General features: G+C 71.6%; 20 protein-coding genes. 11 read left to right on the top strand and 9 right to left on the bottom strand.

The genetic code is table 11. From position 1 onward, the window contains the following. Window positions 1-90: 90 nt before the first annotated feature. Window positions 91-324 carry a chaplin ChpH gene (gene chpH / locus ACFW2Y_RS07365; protein ID WP_015032475.1) on the top strand — a complete coding sequence of 78 codons (234 nt, stop codon included), beginning with the start codon at window positions 91-93 and terminating at the stop codon, window positions 322-324. 140 nt (window positions 325-464) lie between these two features. Continuing rightward, entirely contained in the window at window positions 465-1,256 is a 792-nt protein-coding gene (locus ACFW2Y_RS07360) for a chaplin family protein (RefSeq protein WP_384874848.1), read from the top strand. A 73-nt stretch (window positions 1,257-1,329) separates the two neighbouring features. Here the strand turns inward: ACFW2Y_RS07360 and ACFW2Y_RS07355 are convergent, their stop codons facing one another. Then, entirely contained in the window at window positions 1,330-1,518 is a 189-nt protein-coding gene (locus tag ACFW2Y_RS07355; RefSeq protein WP_030692832.1) for a DUF5703 family protein, read from the bottom strand. 47 nt (window positions 1,519-1,565) lie between these two features. Between ACFW2Y_RS07355 and ACFW2Y_RS07350 the strand changes: the two genes are divergently transcribed. Next, complete coding sequence (locus tag ACFW2Y_RS07350) at window positions 1,566-2,228, top strand: hypothetical protein (protein WP_384874845.1); 663 nt, start codon at window positions 1,566-1,568, stop codon at window positions 2,226-2,228. Window positions 2,229-2,316: 88 nt separating this feature from the next. On the opposite strand, the gene ACFW2Y_RS07345 is transcribed toward ACFW2Y_RS07350, so the two are convergent. Further along, window positions 2,317-4,518, bottom strand: coding sequence for a helix-hairpin-helix domain-containing protein (locus ACFW2Y_RS07345; protein ID WP_384874842.1), 2,202 nt, complete (start codon window positions 4,516-4,518; stop codon window positions 2,317-2,319). Next, entirely contained in the window at window positions 4,515-5,492 is a 978-nt protein-coding gene (locus tag ACFW2Y_RS07340) for an aldo/keto reductase (protein ID WP_384874839.1), read from the bottom strand. Before ACFW2Y_RS07340 ends, ACFW2Y_RS07345 begins: the two co-directional genes overlap by 4 nt. A 129-nt stretch (window positions 5,493-5,621) precedes the next feature. Here ACFW2Y_RS07340 and ACFW2Y_RS07335 point away from each other — a divergent pair, with 129 nt between their 5' ends. Next, the gene (locus ACFW2Y_RS07335; protein WP_384874837.1) at window positions 5,622-6,671 is read left to right on the top strand and encodes an LLM class F420-dependent oxidoreductase; all 1,050 of its coding nucleotides are present in this window, start codon (window positions 5,622-5,624) and stop codon (window positions 6,669-6,671) included. 373 nt (window positions 6,672-7,044) lie between these two features. After that, complete coding sequence (locus ACFW2Y_RS07330; protein ID WP_384874835.1) at window positions 7,045-7,830, top strand: ferritin-like domain-containing protein; 786 nt, start codon at window positions 7,045-7,047, stop codon at window positions 7,828-7,830. 16 nt (window positions 7,831-7,846) lie between these two features. On the opposite strand, the gene ACFW2Y_RS07325 is transcribed toward ACFW2Y_RS07330, so the two are convergent. Then, complete coding sequence (locus tag ACFW2Y_RS07325; protein WP_384874833.1) at window positions 7,847-8,839, bottom strand: magnesium and cobalt transport protein CorA; 993 nt, start codon at window positions 8,837-8,839, stop codon at window positions 7,847-7,849. A gap of 53 nt (window positions 8,840-8,892) precedes the next feature. On the opposite strand from ACFW2Y_RS07325, the gene ACFW2Y_RS07320 reads away from it, so the two are divergent. From ACFW2Y_RS07320 to ACFW2Y_RS07300, 5 genes are all read left to right on the top strand, one after another. Then, a complete protein-coding gene (locus ACFW2Y_RS07320) occupies window positions 8,893-9,582 on the top strand; it encodes a histidine phosphatase family protein (RefSeq protein WP_384874830.1) in 690 nt (229 codons plus the stop codon). A gap of 67 nt (window positions 9,583-9,649) precedes the next feature. Then, complete coding sequence (locus tag ACFW2Y_RS07315) at window positions 9,650-10,240, top strand: DUF3090 domain-containing protein (RefSeq protein WP_384874827.1); 591 nt, start codon at window positions 9,650-9,652, stop codon at window positions 10,238-10,240. Beyond that, a complete protein-coding gene (locus tag ACFW2Y_RS07310) occupies window positions 10,237-11,043 on the top strand; it encodes an SCO1664 family protein (protein ID WP_384874824.1) in 807 nt (268 codons plus the stop codon). Before ACFW2Y_RS07315 ends, ACFW2Y_RS07310 begins: the two co-directional genes overlap by 4 nt. 163 nt (window positions 11,044-11,206) lie before the next feature. Then, complete coding sequence (gene mshC / locus ACFW2Y_RS07305) at window positions 11,207-12,436, top strand: cysteine--1-D-myo-inosityl 2-amino-2-deoxy-alpha-D-glucopyranoside ligase (RefSeq protein WP_384874822.1); 1,230 nt, start codon at window positions 11,207-11,209, stop codon at window positions 12,434-12,436. 115 nt (window positions 12,437-12,551) lie between these two features. Beyond that, window positions 12,552-15,617 (top strand): NPCBM/NEW2 domain-containing protein, encoded by a 3,066-nt coding sequence (locus tag ACFW2Y_RS07300; protein WP_384874819.1) that lies wholly within the window; start codon window positions 12,552-12,554, stop codon window positions 15,615-15,617. Between the two features lie 62 nt (window positions 15,618-15,679). Here the strand turns inward: ACFW2Y_RS07300 and ACFW2Y_RS07295 are convergent, their stop codons facing one another. The 5 genes from ACFW2Y_RS07295 to ACFW2Y_RS07275 all read right to left on the bottom strand — a co-directional run bounded on the left by ACFW2Y_RS07295 (window position 15,680) and on the right by ACFW2Y_RS07275 (window position 21,943). After that, window positions 15,680-16,693: a PAC2 family protein gene (locus ACFW2Y_RS07295; protein ID WP_384874816.1), complete on the bottom strand. Its 1,014-nt coding sequence runs from the start codon at window positions 16,691-16,693 to the stop codon at window positions 15,680-15,682. 298 nt (window positions 16,694-16,991) lie between these two features. After that, window positions 16,992-18,596, bottom strand: coding sequence for an FAD-dependent oxidoreductase (locus ACFW2Y_RS07290; protein WP_384874813.1), 1,605 nt, complete (start codon window positions 18,594-18,596; stop codon window positions 16,992-16,994). A gap of 6 nt (window positions 18,597-18,602) precedes the next feature. Next, window positions 18,603-20,129 (bottom strand): glycerol kinase GlpK, encoded by a 1,527-nt coding sequence (gene glpK / locus ACFW2Y_RS07285; RefSeq protein ID WP_384874810.1) that lies wholly within the window; start codon window positions 20,127-20,129, stop codon window positions 18,603-18,605. 35 nt (window positions 20,130-20,164) lie between these two features. Beyond that, window positions 20,165-20,923, bottom strand: a complete 759-nt coding sequence (locus ACFW2Y_RS07280) for an MIP/aquaporin family protein (RefSeq protein WP_384874808.1) — start codon at window positions 20,921-20,923, stop codon at window positions 20,165-20,167. A gap of 255 nt (window positions 20,924-21,178) precedes the next feature. Further along, window positions 21,179-21,943 carry an IclR family transcriptional regulator gene (locus ACFW2Y_RS07275; RefSeq protein WP_384874805.1) on the bottom strand — a complete coding sequence of 255 codons (765 nt, stop codon included), beginning with the start codon at window positions 21,941-21,943 and terminating at the stop codon, window positions 21,179-21,181. Between the two features lie 244 nt (window positions 21,944-22,187). Between ACFW2Y_RS07275 and ACFW2Y_RS07270 the strand changes: the two genes are divergently transcribed. Continuing rightward, window positions 22,188-23,302, top strand: a 1,115-nt coding sequence (locus tag ACFW2Y_RS07270; protein ID WP_384874802.1) for a homocysteine S-methyltransferase family protein, incomplete at its 3' end; no start/stop codon positions are given.

Genomic DNA, 23,302 nt, shown 5'->3' with positions numbered 1-23,302 from the left:
TGCGCCGGGGGGCTCGTAGCTCCCACCACTCCCCCTCGTTACAGGTGATGCGGTCCGCGGCTGGGACCGCATTGCCAACTAGGAGGAATAATGATCAAGAAGGTCGTCGCTGCTGCGGCTGCCACCGGCGGTCTCGTTCTCGCGGGCGCGGGCATGGCCGTTGCCGACGCGGGTGCCCAGGGTGCCGCCATCGGTTCCCCCGGCGTGCTCTCGGGCAACGTCGTCCAGGTTCCCGTTCACGTCCCCGTGAACGTGTGCGGCAACACGGTCTCCGTGATCGGCCTGCTGAACCCCGCCTTCGGCAACACCTGCGTCAACGCCTGACGTTGTGCCTCGCCCCGTGAGGGTGTGAGCCGGCCCGGCCCCGGAGTGCGTGCCATGCACTCCGGGGCCGGTGGCCATTTCCGCCCCGGGCGCTTCGCCCGGTGGCACTCTTTCGAAGCCGAGCAGGCAGGAAACGAACTATGCGACAGGTCACACGCAAGGGTCTCATCACCGTCGCGGCAGCCGGAGGCGTCTTCGCCGCCGTCGGCGGCTACGCACAGGCCGACTCCGGCGCCTACGGTACGGCCACCCATTCCCCGGGCGTCGCGTCCGGAAATTCCGTCCAGGTCCCGGTGCACGTGCCGGTGAACGCCTGCGGGAACACCGTCAACGTCGTCGGGCTGCTCAACCCGGCGATGGGCAACAGCTGTGCCAACACCTCCCCGTCGGGAAGCGGTTCTTCCGCCGGAGCGCACACCGGTGACTCTCCCGGCGTGGGCTCCGGCAACAACGTCCAGGTGCCGATCGACGTGCCGGTGAACGCGTGCGGCAACAACGTCACGGGAGTCGGCCTGGGCAACGCCGCCGCGGGCAACGACTGCACGAACGGCGGGGACACGGGGTACGGGGAGGAGACGCCGGAGACCCCCGGGAACCCGGGCACCCCCGAGAATCCGGGTACTCCCGAGAATCCGGGTACTCCCGAGAACCCCGGCACCCCGGGCAACCCCGGCACCCCGGGCACCCCCGAGAACCCCGGCACCCCCGAGAACCCGGGCACTCCAGGGAACCCCGGCACCCCCGGACAGCCGGGCACCCCGGGCAATGAGAGCGGGCCGAACGCTCCCGGTGTGCAGGTCGTCACCCAGCCGCGTGCCATGGAGGAGCTCGCCGACACGGGCGCCGGTCCGCTCGGCCTGATCGTTCCCGCCGGTGCAGGGCTGCTGCTCGCCGGTTCGCTGATCTACCGCCGGGCCCGCGCCGCGGCCTGAGCCCCGCCGGACGCGTCCGCCACGCACGGGGGCCCCGCACACCGCGGGGCCCCTGCTCGTGGAATGGTTCCCGCTACCAGGTCGCCCGGACCTGGCGGATGATCCGCCGCTTCAGCCGTACTCTGCGGCTCCCGTCCCGGTGCAGGCTCAGACGGTCCAACTCCCAGTGTCCGTACTCGGCATGGTCGGTCAGCAGCCGTGCGGCCTCCTTGCGGGAGACACCGCGCGGCACGTACACGTCGACGAATTCGTATTCCGGCATCGCATCTATTGTGCGGGCACCGGCCCGGTACGGATAGCGTCTGTCCCATGTCTGATGCTGCGCAGCCCACCGCTGCCGAGGTACGTGCCGCCGCAGAGGCGGTCAAGACCGCACTGGACCGTCACCTCGCGGCGGTCGAACGCCGCACGGGGGACGACGACACGGCCGTCTACGAAGCCTTCAACGACCTCGCCGCTGCCGCCGAGGCCTACGACGAGATCCTCTACGACCGCTACGACGAGGTCACGCCCTTCGAGATCCCCGGAGCCGACGGCGCCCTGCCGCCCTACGCCGGGCCTGACGAGCCCCATGCCGTCAGCCTCCTGATCCGCCGCGACTACGCCGTGGCCGAACCACAGCGGCTGCTCGCCCAGGCGCGTCGCGTCGCCGCGCTCGACGGCGACGAAGCCGCCGCCCGGGCGGCGAACCGGGCCGGTCTCTCGCCGCTGGCCGCGCTCGGCGTGCTCTTCAACGAGTACGAACCGGACGAGATCGCCTCCCGACACAAGGACTTCGGTCTTGAGGAGGGCGACTCCACGCTTTGGGTCACCGCGGCCGAGGAACTCCCGGAACCGGGGGAGTGGCTCAACGCCCCCTTCGACCAGGCCGATCCGGAGCGGATCGTCTGCCGCTTCGACGTCAGCTCCGTCTTCGATGAGGACGACGAGCCCGAGCCCGAGCCCGTGGTGGTCCGCGGCGCGGAAAGCTGACGGAACGAGACGAGACGGGGCGAGGGGGAGGAGGGGCGGGGCGCCAGGTCTGGTGCCCCGCCCCTCCTTTCGTTCTCCCCTCCGGCCGCTAACCCTCCTCGGCAGCCAGCAGCCCCTCCAGAAGGGGGCGGAGCCGTGTCGTGGGCTCCGGGGCCACCCCCTCGGCCACCGCACGCACCAGGGCCTGCTCCACGCCGTGCACGACCGACAGATGTCGCTCCGCCCGCCCGAAGGCCGTGTACACCCACGGTCGGCTCAGGCCGCCCACCGCGTCCCCGGGCAGCACCACGACCACTGCGGGCCAACGGGTGCCGCCCGCCTGGTGCGCCGTGAGAGCCCAGCCGTGCCGCAGCACGGCTGCCACCCGTTCCACCGGCACGAGGAGCTCCTCGTCCCCGCAGCGCAGTCGCAGCCCCTCGGCACCGGCTGACAGGACCGTGCCCGTCACCGTCCGTCCCGGCGCGGGCGTGTACGCCACCCGGTCCCCGGGGTCGTAGCCGCCGAACCGGCCCGGCCCGGGGTTGAGCCGCTGCTTCAGGGCGGTGTTCAGCGCACGCGTTCCGGCGGAACCGCCGTGGCCGACGGTGACCACCTGCGTCTCCTCAGGCGGTACCCCGATCACCCGCGGCACCGAGTCCGCCACCAGCTGGACCGCACGGTGCACCGCTTCGCCCGCGTCCCGCACCGGCACGATCACGACCTCCTTGCCGGGGGCCTCGACCTGGTTCAGCTCGCCGATCCCGATCCCCGACACCAGTTCGCCGAGCGGCCCCGGATCGGGGAGGCGCGAGGCGACCCGCGGGCACACCCGCGCCGCCAGCAGGTCCGCGAAGACCCGGCCGGCCCCCGGCGCGCCGAGCACCTCGGGATCGCCGCTCAGCACGAGACGGCAGCCATCCGGCAGGGACTCCACGAGTCCGACGCCGGTCTCCACGTCCAGCTGGGGCGCGTCGAGCACCACGAGCAGGTCGAGGGCGAGGGCGCCGTCCTCGTCCCGGCCCGGACCCGCGGCCCCCGACAGCACGGCGGCGACCGTCACCGCCTCCGTGCCCGCAGCGGCCAGGGCGCGTCGCGCACCCTCGCCGTGGACGGCGACCAGGGTGCGCAGTCCACGGTCACGGGCGGTCGCCGCCAGCGCCACCGGCTCGGCACGGGCGGCCTCGCCGCCGGTGTGCAGCACCAGGCCGTGCGCACCGGTGGCGCGTTCCAGTTCGCCGCCCTCCCAGACGTCCGCCTCCACCGTCCGCACCAGCCGGGCGAAGCCCTCCGCGAGGCTCTCCTCCGCCAGTGCGTACCGGTCCAGGCCGAGCAGTACGGGTTCGCCCGGCTCCTCCGGCGCGGCGGACCCCTCCGTCTGTTCCTCGGCGTGCTCGGCGCCCTCGGCGCCCGGGGCCGTCTCGTCATCCTCCTGGAAGAGGAGGACCGCACCCTCGGAGACCGCCGTCTCCACGGCCCGCTCGGGATCGGGCACCGCGTGCTCGGCGAGCCCGGCGCACACGGCCCGGACCTCCAGGGCGGTGTGCCCCTGGAGGGCGGCCCGCTCCAGCAGCCACACGGTCAGGGAGACCGTCCGGCGCGGGTCGTCGGGACCGCAGGCAGGACCGAGCAGCGCCCGTGCGAAACCGTCGGCCCGTTCCGGCCGGACCCCGGGCACCGCCAGCAGCTGCCAGGGGTCCTCGCGCAGCGCCGCGGCTGCGCCCTCGCCGAGCGCGGCGGCGGCCCGGGCCGCCAGCGCCTCCGGAGCGCCCCCTTCGAGGAGCACCGCGCGCACCGCGGCCGTGGTGGTGGGGGCAGGGTCCGCGGTGCGCTCCGGGGCGGAGGGGCGCACGGTCGTCGTGGGGGGCGTTCCGGCGGCGGGGCGGCGGGGCTCGGGCTCGGGCTCGACGGCCCCGTAGAACGTGCCGGCCGGTGCGGTGCCCCCCTCCACGGCCCGGACCGCCGCCAAGAGGTCGGCCGCCGTGCCGCTGAGCTTGGCGCCGCTCGCAACCGGGCCGTCCCGCCCGGCCTTCCGCGCCTCGATCTTCGCCCGTAGTTCGCGCTGCGCGGCCAGTTCGGCCTGGGCCTCGCTCACCCCGGGCGCGTCGGAGCCGTCGGCCGCACCCGACTCCTCGGCCGCACCCGACTCCTCGGCGGAATCCGGTTCCCCGGCGGAATCCGGTTTTCCGGGCGGCGTCGCCCGTGCGGCGGGCTCCTCGTCCGTGTCGGTGCCCTGCGCCTCGACGGCTCCCTCCTGCTGGTCCTCGGCGGGCTCCACGGCCTCGGGCGCGGTCTCCCCGGAAGGCTCGGTCACAAGGTGCTCCAGTCGTGATCCGGATAACGGTGCACGGGCGCCGACACGTCGTCCAGCGCCCGACAGATCTCGTCAGGAAGACTAAGGGTCTCCACCGACAATGCGGCCGTGAGCTGCCGTGCCGTGCGCGCGCCGACGATCGGTGCGGCCACTCCGGGGCGGTCCCGCACCCAGGCGAGCGCGACGTGGAGCGGGGTCGTCGCGAGCCCGTCGGCCGCCGTGGTCACCGCGTCGACGATGCGGCTCGCCGCCTCGTCCAGGTACGGCTCCACGAACGGGGCCATGGTCTCCGAGGCGCCCCGCGAGTCCGCCGGGGTGCCGCTGCGGTACTTCCCCGTCAGGACCCCGCGCCCGAGCGGGGAGGAGGGCAGCAGGCCCATCCCCAGGTCCAGCGCGGCCGGCAGCACCTCGCGCTCGACGCCCCGTTGGAGCAGCGAGTACTCCAGTTGGGCACCGGCGAGCCGGGTCCGGTCGCCGCCGAGCTGCCAGGTGCCTGCCTTGGCGAGCTGCCAGCCGCAGAAGTTCGCCACGCCCGCGTACCGCGCCCGGCCGCTGCGCACCGCGATGTCGAGGGCCTGGAGCGACTCCTCCAGGGGCGTGTACGGGTCGAAGGCGTGCAGCTGCCAGAGGTCCACGTGGTCGGTGCCCAGCCGGGCGAGCGAGGCGTCGAGGGCGGCGAGCAGGTGGCCGCGCGAGCCGTCCGTGCGCCGGTCGGGGTCCGGGACGCTGCCCGCCTTGGTGGACAGGACGAGATCGTGCCGGGGCACCAGGCGCTCCATCAGGCGCCCGAGCAGGTGCTCCGCCTCGCCGCCGCCGTACACGTCGGCGGTGTCCACGAGCGTGCCGCCCGCGTCCCAGAACGACTTCAACTGCTCCGCGGCGTCGTGCTCGTCGGTGTCCCGCCCCCAGGTGAGGGTGCCGAGTCCGATGCGTGACACGCGCAGGCCGGTCCGTCCGAGATGCCTCTGCTCCATGGCCGCGAGAGTACTGGCCATGACAGCACGCGGAGAGAACCCGTGGGCAACGGCTTCCTGACGGATGCCCGGTGCGCGCGCTAGAGTCCCGCACACAGGGACGTTACCGATGGGTAAGGGGTGCGTGGAATGCGGCTCGGCATCAACCTCGGCTACTGGGGCGCCGGCATGGACGGCGACAACCTCGCCGTCGCCCAGGAGGCGGACCGCCTCGGCTACGACGTCTGCTGGGCCGCCGAGGCCTACGGCTCCGACGCCCCCACGGTCCTCTCCTGGGTGGCTGCGAAGACCGAGCGGATCGACGTCGGTTCCGCGATCATGCAGATCCCGGCCCGTCAGCCGGCGATGACGGCGATGACGGCCGCCACCCTCGATTCGCTCAGCGGCGGTCGCTTCCGCCTCGGCCTCGGGGTGTCGGGGCCCCAGGTCTCCGAGGGCTGGTACGGCGTGAAGTTCGACAAGCCGCTCGCCCGGACCCGTGAGTACGTCGAGATCGTCCGCAAGGCGATGACCCGGGAGCGGCTCAGCTACGAGGGCGAGCACTGGACCCTGCCGCTCCCCGGCGGCCCCGGCAAGCCCATCAGGCTCACCGTCCACCCGCAGCGCGAGCACATCCCGCTCTACATCGCCGCGATCGGCCCCAAGAACCTGGAGCAGACCGGTGAGATCGCCGACGGCGCACTGCTGATCTTCCCCTCCGCCGAGCACCTGGAGGAGACCGCGTTGCGGCACCTGCGCGCGGGCCGGGAGAAGGCCGGACTGACCATGGACGGCTTCGACGTCTGCCCGACCCTGCCGCTGGCCCTCGGCGAGGACGTCGACGCGCTCGCCGACGTCTTCCGCCCGTACACCGCGCTGTACGTCGGGGGCATGGGTAGCCGCAAGCAGAACTTCTACAACCAGCTCGCACAGCGCATGGGGTACGAGAAGGAGGCCTCCGAGATCCAGGACAAGTACCTGGCCGGCGACAAGGCGGGGGCCGCTGCCGCGGTGCCCCAGTCCCTGATCGACCAGACCGCCCTGTTGGGGTCCGTCGAGCGGATCGCCGAGCGGATGACGGCCTACGCGGAGGCCGGCGTCACCACCCTCACGCTCGCACCTGCCGGCTTCACCCTCGACGAACGGCTGGCCGCCCTGCGCGCCGGCGTCGAGGCCTCGGAGCGGGCCGGGCTGGCCTGAGCACCGTCCCGCCGTCCCCGGTGGGCGCACCGCTGCGGCACCCCGCCAGGGACGGCGGGACGGGCCACCTGGATGCGCCCGGTACGGGGACGGTCCTCCGCCGTGCGGTGCACCGCACGGCGGCCCCGTGTGCCGGTCCACCGCGGATGACGGGGCGCTCCTCGGGAAGCCTGCGGCCGTGGTGGGGGCTCGGGGGTCTTCCCCGCCACGGCCGTCATGCAGCACAACGCGCCGCCGGGCCTTCGGTTACGGCCCCGCGCCTCACTCCTTCGGCCGAGCGCCCGGGCGCTCGTGTTGCCCATCGCCCGGGACCCCACTTGACTGACTTCCTCGGGCGTACCGGAGTGTGGACGTCCGCACGGAGGTGGCGGCGATGCTCACGGCCAAGGGGCTGTTCCAGGAAATCATCGACAACGACGAGTCCTTCCGGCTCTTCTGCTCCATCGCCGCGAGCGGCGAGTCCCAGGGCGGCTGGGAGAACGCCCGGATCGCGGCCCTCGTCGCACCCGGCATGCGTGCGCTCGCGCCCAAGATCACCCGGCACGGCGCAGACGAGGACAAACACGGTCGGATCTTCAACGCCCTGATGAAGAAGCGCGGTCTCGAACCCGTCCCGGTGCCTCCCGACACCGACTACACGATGCTGCTGGAGCGGCGCGGCATCGGCCTGGCGCACGAGAAGCTCCGCGCCGACCGGCCGCTCACCGAGGAGGACGTCATCGTCTACCTCGCCCACAGCCGGGTCACCGAGCAGCGCGCCGCCGACCAGATGGACATGCTCGTCACGCACTTCGGGGACCACCCGGAACTGGGCAAGGCCATCCACATGATCGACAACGACGAGGCCAACCACCTCGCCTACTGCCACGAGGAGCTGCTCGGGCTCGCCCGCCAGGGCCACGGCCGCCTCATCCAGAGGACCCTGCGGGAGTCGGCCCTCGCCGAGATCCGGGTCTACCGTGACGTCAGCCTCGCCGTCATGCGCCACATGGGCCGGATCCTGGGCTGGTCCAAGCCCAAGGCGTTCGCCCTCGCCGCTGGGATCCACGGCATGTACGTGTGGGAGCGGGCCGCGGGCTGGCACCGGATGGTCGACCTGAAGATGCCCGACCGCCGGAACGCCCTCGGCGGCGCCGGGGCCCCCGCCCCCGCCCTCTGAGGGCCCGGGGCCGGCGTCACATCCAGCCGCGTCGCTTGAACACCCGGTACAGCGCGGCGACGATCCCCGCCATCAACACGATCACCACCGGGTACGAGCCGGCCCAGTGCAGCTCCGGCATGTGCGTGAAGTTCATCCCGTAGATCCCCGCGACCATCGTGGGGACCGCGGCCATGGCCGCCCAGGCGGAGATCTTCCGCATGTCGTCGTTCTGCCGCACCCCCATCTGTGCCAGATGGGCCGAGAGCACGTCGGAGAGGAGCCGGTCGAGCCCCTCCACCTGTTCGTTGGAACGCAGCAGGTGGTCGTTGACGTCCCGGAAGAACGGCTGGGAACGTTCGTTCACGAACGGCACCGAACCTGCCGTCAGCCGGGCCATCGGCCCCGCCAGCGGACCGCTCGCCCGCCGGAACTCCAGCACCTGCCGCTTCGCCGTGTAGATCCGCTCCGCGGTGTTGGCCGGATTGCCCCCGCTGGGTGCGAAGACGTCCGCCTCCAACTGCTCCAGGTCAACCTGGAGTTCGCCCGCCACGTCCAGGTAGTGGTCCACGATCGCATCGCTCACCGCGTACAACACCGCCGTGGGGCCGTGCTTCAGGACCTCCGGATCGGCTTCCAGGCGTCGGCGCACCTCGGCCAGCGGCGCGCCCTCGCCGTGCCGGACCGTCACCACGAACGAGTCGCCCATGAACACCATCAGCTCGCCGGAGGAGACCCGGTCGCTCTGCGGCTCGTACACGATCGGTTTGAGCACGACGAAGAGCGAGTCGTCGTAGACCTCCAGCTTGGGTCGCTGGTGGGCCTTCAAGGCGTCCTCGACGGCCAGCGGATGCAGCGCGAACTCCGAGGCGACGTGGTCGAACTCCGCCGCGGAGGGTTCGTGCAGCCCGACCCACAGGAACGCGTCCCCCGCCGCCCGTGCCTCCGCCAGGGCGTGGGAGAGGTCGGCGGGGCCGTCCGAGCGGCGCCCGTCCCGGTAAATGGCAGAGTCCACGATCACGCGGCGCATTGTCCCCCGTACGGCAGCGCGCCGCACGTGTGCGGCGCTCTACGCTGGCGCCCATGGCCACGTTGATCCTCGTCCGGCACGGACGTTCCACCGCCAACACCTCCGGGGTCCTCGCCGGGCGCCTGCCCGGGATCGCGCTCGACGAGCGCGGCGCCGGGCAGGCCGCCGCGCTGCCCGGGCGCCTCGCGGACATCCCGCTCGCCGCCGCCGTCACCAGCCCCCTCCAGCGCTGCCGGGAGACCCTGGGGCCGCTCCTGGACGCCCGCCCGGACCTTCCGCTCCACGTCGAGGACCGGATCAGCGAGTGTGACTACGGAGACTGGTCCGGTCGCAAGCTGTCCGAACTCAACGAGGAGCCCCTGATGGAGGTCGTCCAGGCGCATGCCTCCGCCGCCGCCTTCCCGGGCGGTGAGTCCATGCGCGCCATGCAACAGCGCGCCGTCGAGGCCGTACGGGAGTGGAACGTCCGGATCGAGGCCGAGCACGGCGAGGACGCCACGTACCTCATATGTTCCCACGGCGACATCGTGAAGGCGATCGTCGCCGATGCGCTCGGCCTCCACCTGGACCTCTTCCAACGTCTCCACGTCGACCCCTGCTCGGTCAGCGCGATCCGCTACACCCGGGTGCGCCCCTTCCTCCTCCGCCTCGGCGACACCGGGGACTTCGCCGGTTTCGCGCCACGCGAGCACCCCGATGGCAGGGGGACGGCCGAGGTCGGTGGCGGTGCGGGCGCACCGTGATCCCTTTGCGCAGTAGGGTGGACGCGCCGTTGTCGTACGACCGTCGAGAGCCAAGGGAGCCGGGAACGTGTCCCGTCAGGTGTACCTCTACGACCCACCGGAGCGTTTCGTGGCCGGCACGGTCGGGCTGCCTGGCCGCCGTACGTTCTTCCTCCAGGCGTCCGCCGGCGGCCGGGTCACCAGCGTCGCCCTGGAGAAGGCGCAGGTCGCGGCCTTGGCCGAGCGCATGGACGAGCTCCTCGACGAGGTGGTCCGCCGCACCGGGGGCAATGCGCCCGTACCGGCCGTCGCGCCCGCCGAGATCGCGGACACCGCACCGCTCGACGTGCCGGTCGAGGAGGAGTTCCGGGTCGGCACCATGGCCCTCGCCTGGGACGGCGAGGAACAGCGCATGATCGTTGAGGCGCAGGCGCTCGTCGAGCTCGACGTGGACTCCGAGGAGGACCTCGCCGAGGCCGAGGAGCGGCTGCTCCAGGACGAGGAGAACGGTCCGCCGATGCTCCGCGTCCGGCTCACCGGAGCCCAGGCGCGTTCCTTCGCCAAGCGCGCCCTGGACGTCGTCAACGCGGGCCGGCCGCCGTGTCCCCTGTGCAGCCTGCCGCTCGACCCCGAGGGGCACGTCTGTCCCCGCCAGAACGGATACCGCCGCGGAGCATGAGCAGCAGCCCCTCGACCCCGTCGGACGCCGAACTGCTCCTCCACGGTGAGCTGACCGTGCGCGGTCGGGTCCGCGAGGCGTCCAACGCCGTGCTCTACTGCTCCCTCGCCCACGGGGGCCGTGAGGCCGCCTGCGTCTACAAACCGGTTGCGGGAGAACAGCCGCTCTGGGACTTCCCCGACGGCACCCTCGCCCAGCGCGAGGTCGCCGCGTACGAGGTCTCGGAGGCCACCGGCTGGGGCCTGGTCCCGCCGACGGTGCTCCGCGACGGCCTGTACGGACCGGGCATGGTCCAGTTGTGGATCGAGGCGGACCCCGGGGCTCCCTTGCTCGCCCTCACGGACGAGGACGAGCCCGGCGACGGGTGGCGGGCGGTCGGACCCGCCGAGGTCGGCGAGGGGCGCACGGCGCTCCTCGTCCACGCCGACACCCCCGGGCTCCGGAGGCTCGCCGTCCTGGACGCCGTCATCAACAACGGTGACCGCAAGGGCGGCCACCTGCTCCCCGCGCCCGGCGGACGCCTGTACGGCATCGACCACGGGGTCAGCTTCCACGTCGACGACAAGCTGCGGACCCTGCTGTGGGGCTGGGCGGGCGAGGAACTGACCGCGGAGGCCCTGGAGGTCCTCGACGGGCTCCACCGTTCGTTGGCGCCCGAGGAGCCGCTCCTCACCCGTCTGGCCGAGTTGCTGACCGGCGCCGAGGTGGACGCGCTGCGGGCCCGTGTGGGGGCGCTGAGGGAGAGCGGACGGCATCCGGAGCCGTCGGGGCACTGGCCCCCGATCCCGTGGCCTCCCGTGTGAGATCCCGCTCACGCCCGCAGCCGTGCGTTTTCGGTCGGATCCCCGGCCGAGGCGTGCACCCCTGGGGGTATGCACGGACACGGCCTTCCCGCAAGAGCACCTAATCGGTCAAGATCCCTGATCCGGTTCGTATCCGGAACACCTGTCCGGTTACGCTCGGCTCATGCATGCCTGGCCCGCTTCTGAGGTCCCCGCCCTTCCCGGCAAGGGCCGCGACCTCCGGATCCACGACACCGCGACCGGCGGACGAGTGACCCTCGCCCCCGGCCCCGTCGCCCGCATCTACGTCTGCGGCATCACGCCCTACGACGCGACCCACATGGGTCACGCGGCGACCTACAACGCGTTCGACCTCGTGCAGCGCGTGTGGCTCGACACCAAGCGGCAGGTCCACTACGTCCAGAACGTGACGGACGTCGACGACCCGCTCCTGGAGCGCGCGATCCGGGACGGCATCGACTGGGTCGGCCTCGCCGAGCGCGAGACCGCCCTCTTCCGCGAGGACATGACCGCCCTGCGGATGCTGCCCCCGCAGCACTACATCGGTGCGGTCGAGGCCATACCGGGCATCGTCCCCCTCGTCGAGCGCCTCCGGGACTCCGGAGCCGCCTACGAGCTCGACGGTGACGTCTACTTCTCCGTCGAGGCGGACCCGCACTTCGGACGGGTCTCGAACTACGACACCGAGCTGATGCGCCACCTCTCCGCGGAGCGGGGCGGCGACCCGGACCGTCCCGGCAAGAAGAACCCGCTCGACCCGATGCTCTGGACGGCCGCGCGCGAGGGCGAGCCGAGCTGGGACGGCGCCAGCCTCGGCCCCGGCCGACCCGGCTGGCACATCGAGTGCGTCGCCATCGCCCTCGACCACCTCGGCATGGGCTTCGACGTCCAGGGCGGCGGCTCGGACCTGATCTTCCCGCACCACGAGATGGGTGCCTCCCACGCCCAGACCCTCACGGGCGAGTACCCGATGGCCAAGGCGTACGTGCACGCCGGCATGGTCGCGCTCAACGGCGAGAAGATGTCGAAGTCCAAGGGCAACCTGGTCTTCGTCTCCGCGCTGCGCCGCGAAGGCGTCGACCCGGCCGCCATCCGGCTGGCACTCCTCTCCCACCACTACCGCGCTGATTGGGAGTGGACCGACCAGGTCCTCCAGGACGCCGTGGAGCGGCTGGGGCGCTGGCGCGCGGCCGTCTCGCGCCCCGACGGGCCGCCCGCCGACGCGCTCGTCGAGGAACTCCGCGAGGCGCTCGCCGACGACCTGGACGCCCCCGCCGCACTTGCCGCCGTCGACCGCTGGGTCGCGCTCCAGGCGACCGAAGGCGGCACGGACGAGTCCGCGCCCGGTCTCGTTTCGCGGGCCGCCGACGCGCTCCTCGGGGTCGCCCTGTAACGGACGGCCGGGAACAACTCCCTTCTGCCCAACCGCCCTCGGACTTCAAGACGAAGTCCGAGGGCGGTTCCTTTTTGTCCTGTCGCAATGCTCGAAACTGCGCTAAAGAAGCCACATGCAATCATCAATGCGCATGAGAGCTGCAGTTGCCGGTGCACTGCTCGGGTTGCTCACCGCCTTCGCGGGACCCGGTGGCAGTGCCACGGCAGAGCCCATCGACAACCCGGACACCACGGTCGGAGAGGTCACCGGCTTCGCCGCCGACGGAGCCGTCTACCGGCTGACCGCCGGCCGTACGGAGGCCCGCGTCTCCTTCGTCACCGCCGACACCTTCCGCATCGAACTCGCCCCCGACGGCACGTTCACCGACCCCACCGGCACCGACATCACGCTGCCCCAGGGGCCGCCGCCGACCACCCACTGGCGCGACCTCGGCGACCGCTACGAACTCGGCACCGCCGAAGTGACCCTCCGCGTCACCAAGTCACCGCTGCGCTTCGCGGCCGTGCGCTCCGACGGCACCCCGCTCTGGAACGAGACCCGGGGCCTCAGTTGGAACCGGGACCGCACCGTCCAGACCCTCGCCCGCGGCGCCGACGAGCAGTTCTACGGCGCCGGCATGCAGAACGGCCGCGGCAACACCTCCCACCGCGGCAGGACCGTCGAGGTCGGCGTCGACTACAACTGGAACGACGGAGGCCACCCCAACTCCGTCCCCTTCTACCTCTCCTCCGCCGGTTACGGCGTCTACCGCAACACCTACGCCCCCAACACCTACGCCTTCACCGAGCCCGTCACCACCAGCGCCGAGGAACGACGCTTCGACGCCTACTACTTCACCGGCAGCGGCCGTGACGCCCTCAAGGACGTCATCGGCCAGTACACCCGGCTCACCGGCAAGCCCTTCATGCCCCCCGTGTACGGCCTGGAGATCGGCGACGCCGACTGCTACCTCCACAACGCCAACCGCGGCGAGCGCCACACCCTCGACGCCCTCGAGGTCGCCGACGGCTACGTCGCCCACGACATGCCCAACGGCTGGATGCTCGTCAACGACGGCTACGGCTGCGGCTACGAGAACCTCGCGGAGACCTCTGCGGGACTCGGCGAGCGGAACATGAAGCTCGGGCTGTGGACCGAGGACGGCATCGCCCGCCTCGGCGAGCAGGTCAGGGCCGGCCAGCGGGTCGCCAAACTCGACGTCGCCTGGGTCGGCGAGGGCTACAAGTTCGCCCTCGACGGCTGCAAGGACGCCCACGCCGGCATCGAGGCCAACAGCGACGCCCGCGGCTTCACCTGGGCACCCGAGAGCTGGTCGGGAGCGCAGCGCTGCGGCGTCCAGTGGTCCGGCGACCAGTCCGGAAGCTGGGAGTACATCCGCTGGCAGATACCCACCTACGCGGGCGCTTCCATGTCCGGACTCGCCTACACCACCGGTGACGTCGACGGCATCTTCGGAGGCAGCGCCAAGACCTACGCCCGCGACCTCCAGTGGAAGACCTTCCTGCCGGTCACGATGACCATGGACGGCTGGGCCGCCAACGACAAGCAGCCCTTCCGGTACGGCGAGCCCTACACCAGCATCAACCGTGCCTCCCTCAAGCTCCACGAGGCCCTGCTGCCCTACATCTACAGCCACGCCCACCGGGCCACCGAGACCGGCATCGGCCTCGCCCGGCCCCTCGCCCTGGAGTACCCGGACGACCCGAAGGCCGCGACCGACGCGGCGAAGTACGAGTTCCTCAGCGGCGAGGACTTCCTCGTCGCCCCCGTCTACCGGGACGCCGTCGAGCGCGACGGCATCTACCTCCCGGAGGGCACCTGGATCGATTACTGGAGCGGGCGCACCTACCGGGGCCCCGTCACCGTCGACGGCTACGGCGCCCCGCTGGACACCCTGCCCCTCTTCGTCCGGGCCGGGGCGGTCGTCCCCCTGTGGCCGGGGGCCATCCGGTCCTACCAGGACCGCGCCCCCGGTGACCCCGTCGCCTGGGACGTGTACCCGGAGGGGAACTCCTCCTTCGAACTGTACGAGGACGACGGCGTCACCCGCGAGCACCGCACCGGCCGGTACGCCATCCAGCGCGCCGACGTCAGCGCCCCGGAATCCGGCCCCGGCGACGTCAGCATCCGCATCGGCGCGAGCGTCGGCACGTACACCGGCAAGCCGGCCGCCCGACCGTACGCCTTCACCGTCCACACCGGCGACGCCCCCCGCACCGTCCGGCTCGACGGCGCCAAGCTGCCGGCCCTCACCTCCCGCGCCGCCTTCGACGCCGCGGACCGGGGCTGGTGGTACGACCGCGACGAGCGCGGGGGAGTGGTCCGCGTGAAGACCACCGCCCTGTCCACCGACCGAGGCTTCGAGCTGCGCCTGACCGACACCAGCGCCGTCGGCGGTGCCGTCCCCGGCGCCTCCGCCGTCCTCGCCGTCCCCAGCGGCCAGGAGCTCGGCGCCGGCACCCCCGGCACCGTCGCGGTGGACGTCACCGCCGGCACCCGGGACGCCACCGACGTACGGGTGTCCCTGGACGTTCCGGCCGGCTGGCGGGTCACCCCGCCGGCCTCCCTCGCCCGCGTCCGGGCCGGCACCACCCGCCGGGTCGAGGTCGCCGTCACCCCGGCGGCGGACGCGGAGCCCGGCGAGGACACCCTCACCGCCACCGTCCGCCACCGTGCGGCGGGCGTCGACCGCACGTCCGTCCAGAGGTTCGCCGTCGGAGTGATGCCCCCGGCGCCGATGAGCGACGCCTGGGCCAGCGACCTCGTGTGGCTCCGCGCGAGCAACGGCTGGGGACCGCCCGAGCGCGACCGTTCCAACGGCGAGTCGGGCGCCGCGGACGGCCACGTCCTCACCCTGGCCGGGAAGACCTACGAGAAGGGCATCGGCGCCCACGCCGACTCCGACATCGAGGTCTACCTCGGCGGCCGGTGCACCGCGTTCACCGCCGACGTCGGCATCGACGACGAGATCGACGGCTACGGGGACGTGGCCTTCTCCGTCGAGGCGGACGGCCGGGTCCTGTGGACCTCGCCCCGGCTCACCGGTGCCTCCGCGACGGTGCCGGTGGACGTCGACGTGACCGGCGCCCGGCACGTCAGGCTCCGCATCACGGACACCAACGGATCCAAGAGCGGTGACCACGGCGACTGGGCGGCGGCCCGGTTCCGCTGCGCCTGACCCCTCTGCTCCCCGGGCCGAACGCGTGCGGGAGGGGTGGTCGCACCACCCCTCCCGCACGCCTACTCCTCTTCGGAGCCGTTCCCGTCCCCGCCGTCCTCCTCCGCGGGACCGGACGGCTCCGCACCCGGGACCGCTTCCGGGCCCGGCTGGTCCGGTTTCGGCGGACGGGTCCGACCGCCCCCGGAATCCCGCAGGAACTCGCCGCCCTCCGTGGCCACCCCCGGGCCCGAGCCGGGCTCGCGCCGCCGCAGGTAACGCTCGAACTCACGGGCGATCGCCTCGCCCGAGGCCTCCGGCAGTTCCGCCGTGTCCCGAGCCTCCTCCAGGGTCTGCACGTACTCGGCGACCTCGCTGTCCTCTGCCGCCAACTGGTCCACGCCCAGCTGCCAGGCCCGCGCGTCCTCGGGCAGCTCGCCCAGCGGGATGCGCAGTCCGATCAGGTCCTCCAGGCGGTTGAGGAGCGCCAGCGTCGCCTTGGGGTTCGGCGGTTGCGACACGTAGTGCGGCACCGCGGCCCACAGGCTCACGGCCGGAACCCCCGCGTGCGTGCACGCCTCCTGGAGGATGCCCACGATGCCCGTCGGCCCTTCGTACCGGGTCTCTTCCAGGTCCATCGTGCGGGCCAGGTCCGGATCGGAGGTCACCCCGCTGACCGGAACCGGTCGGGTGTGCGGGGTGTCCCCGAGCAGCGCGCCCAGGATCACCACCATCTCCACGCCCAGTTCGTGTGCGAAGGCGAGCAGTTCGTTGCAGAAGGAGCGCCAGCGCATGGACGGCTCGATCCCGCGCACGAGCACCAGGTCGCGCGGCTTCTCGCCGCCGACCCGGACCACGGAGAGCCTGGTCGTCGGCCAGGTGATCTTCCGGACGCCGTTGTCCAGGAAGACCGTGGGCCGGTTCACCTGGAAGTCGTAGTAGTCCTCGGCGTCCAGTGCCGCGAACACCTCGCCCTTCCATTCCCGATCCAGATGGGCGACCGCGGTGGAGGCGGCGTCGCCGGCGTCGTTCCAGCCCTCGAACGCAGCCACCATGACCGGGTCGATCAGCTCGGGTACCCCCTCGAGCTCGATCACCCAGCGCCTCCTTTTCGAAGTTCCTGTCGTACGGCCCCACCTTACGGCTTTCCGGTGGTCCGCCCGCAGTCCCCGGACACCACCGAAAACCCGTGCGGCCTTGATCGACTACCCAGGAACTCCCCTTCGCACACGGTGCACCCGCACCTCGGGCCGCTTCCCGTCCGTTGCTCCCGGCGCACGCGGACGGCCGGGGGCGTCCGCACCCCCGACGCCTGGTGCCCGTCCGTCGGGCGCCATGCGGACGGGGCGGCCCCCCGAAGGGAACCACCCCGAACCACCCCCGTCCGCGCGGGAGTTACTTGCGCAGCATGGATTCGACCTCGGTGCGGATCTCGTCCGTCGCCAGGCCGCGGATGGTCAGTGTCGTACGGCGGCGCAGCACGTCGTCCGCCGTCTCGGCCCACTCGTGGTCACGGGCGTAGGCGACCTGCGCCCAGATCTCCGGCGCGTCCGGGTGGATCCGCCGGGCGAGCTCCGGGTCCTCGTTCGCCATCCGGGCGATGTCGAAGGAGAGGGAGCCGTAGTGCGTGGCCAGGTGCTTGGCGGTGTCGGCGGCCATCCGCGGGCCGGGTGCCGGACCGTCGACGAGCAGGCGGTGGGCGACCGCGTTCGGATTGGCGATGCCGGGCAGCGGCAGCCGCTTCGGCAGCGCGGAGACCGGCTCGTAGTCCTCGCCGAGAGGGTGGCCCGGAAGGGACTCCAGCTTCTTCATCACCGTGCGCCCGATGTGGCGGAAGGTCGTCCACTTGCCGCCGGCCACGGACAGCATGCCCCCGCGGCCCTCGGTGACGACCGTCTCGCGCTTGGCCTTGGAGGTGTCGCCAGGGCCGCCCGGGAGCACCCGGAGACCGGCGAAGGAGTACGTGATCAGATCGCGCGACAGCTGCTGGTCGCGGATGGAGAAGGCCGCCTCGTCCAGGATCTGGGCGGTGTCCTGCTCGGTCACCTCGACCTGGCCGGGGTCGCCCTCGTACTCCTCGTCGGTGGTGCCGAGGAGCAGCATGTCCTCCCAGGGGAGGGCGAAGGTGATGCGGTACTTGTCGATCGGGGTGGCCAGTGCGGCCTTCCAGGGGGAGGTGCGCTTCAGGACCAGGTGCGCGCCCTTGGAGAGGCGGATGGAGGGGGCCGCGTTCGGGTCCTCCATCTTGCGCAGGTGGTCGACCCACGGGCCGGTGGCGTTGAGCACGAGGCGGGCGTTCACCCCGAACTCGTCCCCCGTGGTGCGGTCCTTGAGCTCCGCGCCGGTGACCCGGCCCCGGGTGAAGCGCAGTCCCGTGACCTCGGCGTGGTTGAGGACGGTGGCACCGGCGTCGACGGCGGCGCGGACCGTCATCAGAGCCATGCGGGCGTCGTTCATCTGGTCGTCGCCGTAGACCGCGACGGCCTTGAGGTTGTCGGTGCGCAGCTCCGGCACGTCCTGCGCGGCCTTGGCGGGGGAGAGCAGGTGCCCGACGCCGTCGCCGAACGCCGAGAGCGCGCTGTAGGCGAAGACGCCGGCACCGAGCTTGGCCGCGCCGTGCGGGCCGCCCTTGTAGACGGGCAGGTAGAAGGTCAGGGGGTTGGCGAGGTGCGGTGCCACCTGACGGGAGACCGCACGCCGCTCGAAGTGGTTCTCCGCCACCAGCTTCACCGCGCCGGTCTGCAGGTAGCGCAGACCGCCGTGGAGCAGCTTGGAGGAGGCGGAGGAGGTGGCGCCGGCGAAGTCGCCGGCGTCCACCAGGGCCACCCGCAGGCCCGACTGCGCGGCGTGCCAGGCGGTGGAGATGCCCAGGATGCCGCCGCCGATCACCAGGAGGTCGTACGTCGCCTTGGAAAGCTGTTCCCGGGTCGCGGCACGGCTCGGCAGGGAACCGGCAGCCGGGTGCGTCCCCAGGGCAGGGACGCTCTGCAGGGTGGTCATCTCGATTTACTCCTCGTCCTCGATCCAGCCCATGGTCCGCTCGACGGCCTTGAGCCAGCTCTTGTACTCGCTGTCACGCTTGTCGGCGTCCATGCGAGGGGTCCATTCCGCGGCCCGGCGCCAGTTGGCGCGCAGGGCGTCGGTGTCCGGCCAGAAGCCGACGGCCAGGCCGGCGGCGTAGGCGGCGCCGAGGCAGGTGGTCTCGGCGACCATCGGACGCACGACGGGCGCGTCCAGGAAGTCCGAGAGGGTCTGCATCAGCAGGTTGTTGGAGGTCATGCCGCCGTCGACCTTGAGCGCGGTCAGCTCGACGCCGGAGTCCTTCGTCATCGCGTCGGTGATCTCGCGGGTCTGCCAGGCGGTCGCCTCCAGGACGGCACGGGCGATGTGGGCCTTGGTGACGTACCGGGTGAGGCCGGCGATGACGCCGCGGGCGTCGGAGCGCCAGTAGGGGGCGAACAGGCCGGAGAAGGCCGGCACGAAGTAGGCGCCGCCGTTGTCCTCGACGGAGGAGGCGAGGGTCTCGATCTCGGCGGCGGACTTGATCAGGCCCATCTGGTCGCGCATCCACTGGACCAGCGAACCGGTGACGGCGATCGACCCCTCCAGGGCGTAGACCGGCTTGGCGTCGCCGATCTGGTAGCCGACCGTGGTCAGCAGACCGCTGTAGGAGTTGATGATCTTGTCACCGGTGTTCATCAGCATGAAGGTGCCGGTGCCGTACGTGGACTTGGCCTCGCCCTCGGCGAAGCAGGTCTGGCCGAACAGGGCGGCCTGCTGGTCGCCGAGCGCGGAAGCGACCGGGACGCCGTCGAGGACGCCGCCCTTGACCGTGCCGTACACCTCGGCGGAGGAGCGGATCTCGGGCAGCACGGCCGCCGGGATCTCCATCGACGCGAGGATGCGCTCGTCCCACGCCATGTCGTGGAGGTTCATCAGCAGGGTGCGGGAGGCGTTGGTGACGTCGGTGACGTGCACGCCGCCGTTCACGCCGCCGGTCAGGTTCCAGATGACCCAGGAGTCCATGGTGCCGAAGAGGATGTCGCCGCGCTCGGCCCGCTCGCGCAGGCCCTCGACGTTGTCGAGCAGCCAGCGGACCTTCGGGCCGGAGAAGTAGCTCGCGAGCGGCAGGCCGGTCTCGCGGCGGAAACGGTCCTGGCCGACGTTGCGGCCGAGCTCCCGGCAGAGGGCGTCGGTGCGGGTGTCCTGCCAGACGAGGGCGTTGTGGACGGGCTCGCCGGTGTTCTTGTCCCACATCAGCGTCGTCTCGCGCTGGTTGGTGATGCCGATGGCCTTGACGTCGGCGGCGGTGATCTCCGCCTTCTCCAGGGCGCCGGCGACCACCTCCTGGACGTTGGTCCAGATCTCGGCGGCGTCGTGCTCGACCCAGCCCGGCTTCGGGAAGATCTGCTCGTGCTCCTTCTGGTCGACGGAGACGATCCGGCCGTCCTTGTCGAAGACGATGCAGCGCGAGGAGGTGGTGCCCTGGTCGATGGCCGCGATGAAGGGGCCGGAGGTGTGTGCGTCGGTCACGGTGTGCTCCAAGGGAAGTCTGGAAGAAGGACGTCTCAGGCGAACGCGATGTTGTAGATACCCGCGGCGAGGGCGCCACCGATCAGCGGACCGGCGACCGGAATCCAGGCGTAGCTCCAGTCGGAGCCGCCCTTGTTCGGCAGCGGGAGCAGGGCGTGCACGATGCGCGGACCGAGGTCACGGGCCGGGTTGATGGCGTAACCGGTCGGACCGCCGAGCGAGAGGCCGATGGAGACCACGACGAAGGCGGTGATGAGGGCGCCGATGACGCCGAGGCCCTTGCCGCTGTCGTTCAGGCCCTGGGTGAGCACGGCGAGGACCAGCACGACGGTGCCGATGATCTCGGTGGTCAGGTTCTGCCAGGTGTTGCGGATCTCGGGGCCGGTGGAGAAGATGCCGAGCACCGGGCCGGGGCCCTCGATCGGCTTCTCGCCGACGGTCTCCGGGTCCGTGAGGTGGGCCTGGAACTGGCCGTAGTAGGCCAACCAGACCAGCGCCGCGCCGATCATTGCGCCGAGCATCTGGCCGGCGATGTAGACGGGGACGTTGCCCCAGTCCCCGTCCTTGACCGCGATGCCGACCGTGACGGCGGGGTTCAGATGGGCGCCCGAGAGGGAAGCCGTCATGTAGACGGCCGTCATGACGGCGAAGCCCCACCCGAAGGTGATCGCGAGCCAGCCCGCGTTGCGGGCCTTGGAGCTCTTGAGCGTGACGGCGGCGCACACACCGCCGCCGAGCAGAATGAGAACGGCGGTACCGATGGTCTCGCCGAGGAAGATGTCGGAGCTGGACACCCGCGACTCCTTTGTCCTTCGTCCAGGGGAAGGCGAACCCCCGGGTCCCTCCGGTGGTCCGCGCCCTCGTGTGAGGGCGTTGCCGGCCCTTGGCACTGCCACACTCTAGCGTGTATTGCCGTTTGGTGTTCGACAATGCCGACCGGTGAACGGAAGTTTTGCCCCCGGGTTAACAGCACGTCAAGGGTCTGGGGAACGAAAAACCCGCCGATAACGCGATCGTTACCAGCGGGTTTGGGTCCGTGGGGCAGCGGGTCAGAAGCGCCCCGCTCCCAGGTCCCGGGAGACCGCACGGGCGCAGTCGCGCACGGCCGCCACCAGCTCCGGGCGCAGCTCCCCCTCCGGGCAGAGCCGCTCCACGGCTCCGGTGACCGCCACCGCGCCCACCGGCATCCGCCGCCGGTCGTGGATCGGGGCCGCCACGGAGGCGACCCCCTCCCAGGTCTCTTCCACGTCCGCCGCCCACCCCCGGGCCCGCGTCAGGTCGAGCAGTGACTCGAAGGCGTCGAGCTCCGTGGTCGTCCGGGGGGTGAACGCCTCCCGCTCGACCTCCACCACCTCGCTGTGCGCCACCGGGTCGTACGCCGACAGGACCTTGCCGAGCGCCGTGGAGTGCAGCGGCTGCATGGCTCCCACTTCGAGCACCTGGCGACTGTCGTCCGGTCGGAAGACGTGGTGCACGATCAGTACGCCCTGCTGGTGCAGCACCCCCAGGTGGACGCTCTCCCCGCTGGAGCGCGCCAGGTCGTCCGTCCACACCAGTGCGCGCGCCCGGAGCTCGTGCACGTCCAGATAGCTGTTGCCGAGCCGCAGCAGCTCCGCGCCCAGCTGATAGCGCCCCGAGGCGGTGTCCTGCTCCACGAAGCCCTCCGCCTGGAGGGTGCGCAGGATGCCGTGGGCCGTTCCCTTGGCCAGTCCGAGCGAGGACGCGATGTCGGATAGGCCCAGTCGCCGCTCGCCGCCCGCGAGCAGTCGCAGCATGGCCGCTGCTCTTTCAAGCGACTGGATGTTCTTCGCCATCGCCTGGCCCCTCACCCTTCTCACACTGTTCGACAATGCTGAACACTATCGGTCGATGCCGACCTAGCGTCACACCACTCAGTGTCGGCCAAGAAGGGGCAGGACCGGGAGTCCTCGCACACAGGATGCCGTCCGGCCCGTGGGACGCCTTGTCCACCCCGGCCGCTACACGGTTACGCTGACCCCGTGCACCCTCCACCGGGGGCGCAAAGCCGACAGCCGTCGCATCCCAGGGAGCTCATCCATGGCCTCGTTGCCGACCCCTTCCGCTGACAGCCGGATCCGTGTTGCCGCTCTTCGTGAGGCGCTCGCTCGTCGAGTGGTCGTTGCGGATGGAGCGATGGGCACGATGTTGCAGGCTCAAGATCCCAGTCTTGAGGACTTTCAAAATCTTGAGGGCTGTAACGAGATTCTGAATGTGACGCGTCCCGACATCGTGCGTGCGGTGCATGAGGCATATTTCGCGGTGGGAGTGGACTGTGTGGAGACGAACACGTTCGGCTCCAATCACTCGGCCGCGGGGGAGTATGAGATCGCGGACCGGATTGTTGAGTTGTCGCAGGCCGGTGCGCGGATCGCGCGTGAGGTCGCCGATGAGTTCACGGCGGGTGATGGCCGCCAGCGGTGGGTGTTGGGGTCGATCGGGCCGGGGACGAAGCTGCCTTCGCTGGGGCATGTGGACTTTGCGGTGTTGCGTGATGGGTACCAGCAAAACGCGGAGGGGCTGCTGGCGGGTGGCGCGGATGCGTTGATCGTGGAGACCACGCAGGACCTGTTGCAGACGAAGTCGAGTCTGATCGGTGCGCGGCGGGCGATGGACGCGGTGGGTGTGCAGGTGCCGTTGATTTGTTCGCTGGCGTTTGAGACCACCGGTGTGATGTTGCTGGGGTCGGAGATCGGTGCGGCGCTCACGGCCCTGGAACCCTTGGGCATCGACATGATCGGTTTGAATTGTTCGACCGGTCCGGCGGAGATGAACGAGCACCTGCGGTATTTGGCGCGGCATTCGAACACGGCGTTGATGTGTATGCCGAATGCGGGTTTGCCGGTGTTGACGAAGGACGGTGCGTACTTTCCGTTGTCGGCGTCGGAGATGGCCGATGCGCAGGAGCAGTTCGTGCGGGACTACGGATTGTCGCTGGTGGGCGGCTGCTGCGGCTCCACGCCCGAACACCTGCGCCAGGTCGTGGAGCGGGTGCGGGGCATCGTCCCGCCCGAGCGCTCCCCCCACCCCGAGCCGGGAGCGGCGTCGCTGTATCAAACGGTCCCGTTCCGGCAGGACACCTCCTACCTGGCGATCGGTGAGCGGACCAACGCCAACGGGTCGAAGAAGTTTCGTGAGGCCATGTTGGAGGGCCG

The sequence above is a fragment of the Streptomyces sp. NPDC058877 genome (genome assembly GCF_042742855.1).
Lineage (GTDB): Bacteria > Actinomycetota > Actinomycetes > Streptomycetales > Streptomycetaceae > Streptomyces.
Note: the sequence above shows the minus strand (reverse complement) of the source record. Positions and strands in the feature narration are given on the sequence as shown.

What these genes read in the sequence shown, in the direction of transcription:
- chpH (WP_015032475.1), top strand. Translation starts at nt 91, where the DNA reads ATGATCAAGAAGGTCGTCGCTGCTGCGGCTGCCACCGGCGGTCTCGTT.
- ACFW2Y_RS07360 (WP_384874848.1), top strand. Translation starts at nt 465, where the DNA reads ATGCGACAGGTCACACGCAAGGGTCTCATCACCGTCGCGGCAGCCGGA.
- ACFW2Y_RS07355 (WP_030692832.1), bottom strand. Translation starts at nt 1,518, where the DNA reads ATGCCGGAATACGAATTCGTCGACGTGTACGTGCCGCGCGGTGTCTCC.
- ACFW2Y_RS07350 (WP_384874845.1), top strand. Translation starts at nt 1,566, where the DNA reads ATGTCTGATGCTGCGCAGCCCACCGCTGCCGAGGTACGTGCCGCCGCA.
- ACFW2Y_RS07340 (WP_384874839.1), bottom strand. Translation starts at nt 5,492, where the DNA reads ATGGAGCAGAGGCATCTCGGACGGACCGGCCTGCGCGTGTCACGCATC.
- ACFW2Y_RS07335 (WP_384874837.1), top strand. Translation starts at nt 5,622, where the DNA reads ATGCGGCTCGGCATCAACCTCGGCTACTGGGGCGCCGGCATGGACGGC.
- ACFW2Y_RS07330 (WP_384874835.1), top strand. Translation starts at nt 7,045, where the DNA reads ATGCTCACGGCCAAGGGGCTGTTCCAGGAAATCATCGACAACGACGAG.
- ACFW2Y_RS07325 (WP_384874833.1), bottom strand. Translation starts at nt 8,839, where the DNA reads ATGCGCCGCGTGATCGTGGACTCTGCCATTTACCGGGACGGGCGCCGC.
- ACFW2Y_RS07320 (WP_384874830.1), top strand. Translation starts at nt 8,893, where the DNA reads ATGGCCACGTTGATCCTCGTCCGGCACGGACGTTCCACCGCCAACACC.
- ACFW2Y_RS07310 (WP_384874824.1), top strand. Translation starts at nt 10,237, where the DNA reads ATGAGCAGCAGCCCCTCGACCCCGTCGGACGCCGAACTGCTCCTCCAC.
- mshC (WP_384874822.1), top strand. Translation starts at nt 11,207, where the DNA reads ATGCATGCCTGGCCCGCTTCTGAGGTCCCCGCCCTTCCCGGCAAGGGC.
- ACFW2Y_RS07300 (WP_384874819.1), top strand. Translation starts at nt 12,552, where the DNA reads ATGCAATCATCAATGCGCATGAGAGCTGCAGTTGCCGGTGCACTGCTC.
- ACFW2Y_RS07290 (WP_384874813.1), bottom strand. Translation starts at nt 18,596, where the DNA reads ATGACCACCCTGCAGAGCGTCCCTGCCCTGGGGACGCACCCGGCTGCC.
- ACFW2Y_RS07275 (WP_384874805.1), bottom strand. Translation starts at nt 21,943, where the DNA reads ATGGCGAAGAACATCCAGTCGCTTGAAAGAGCAGCGGCCATGCTGCGA.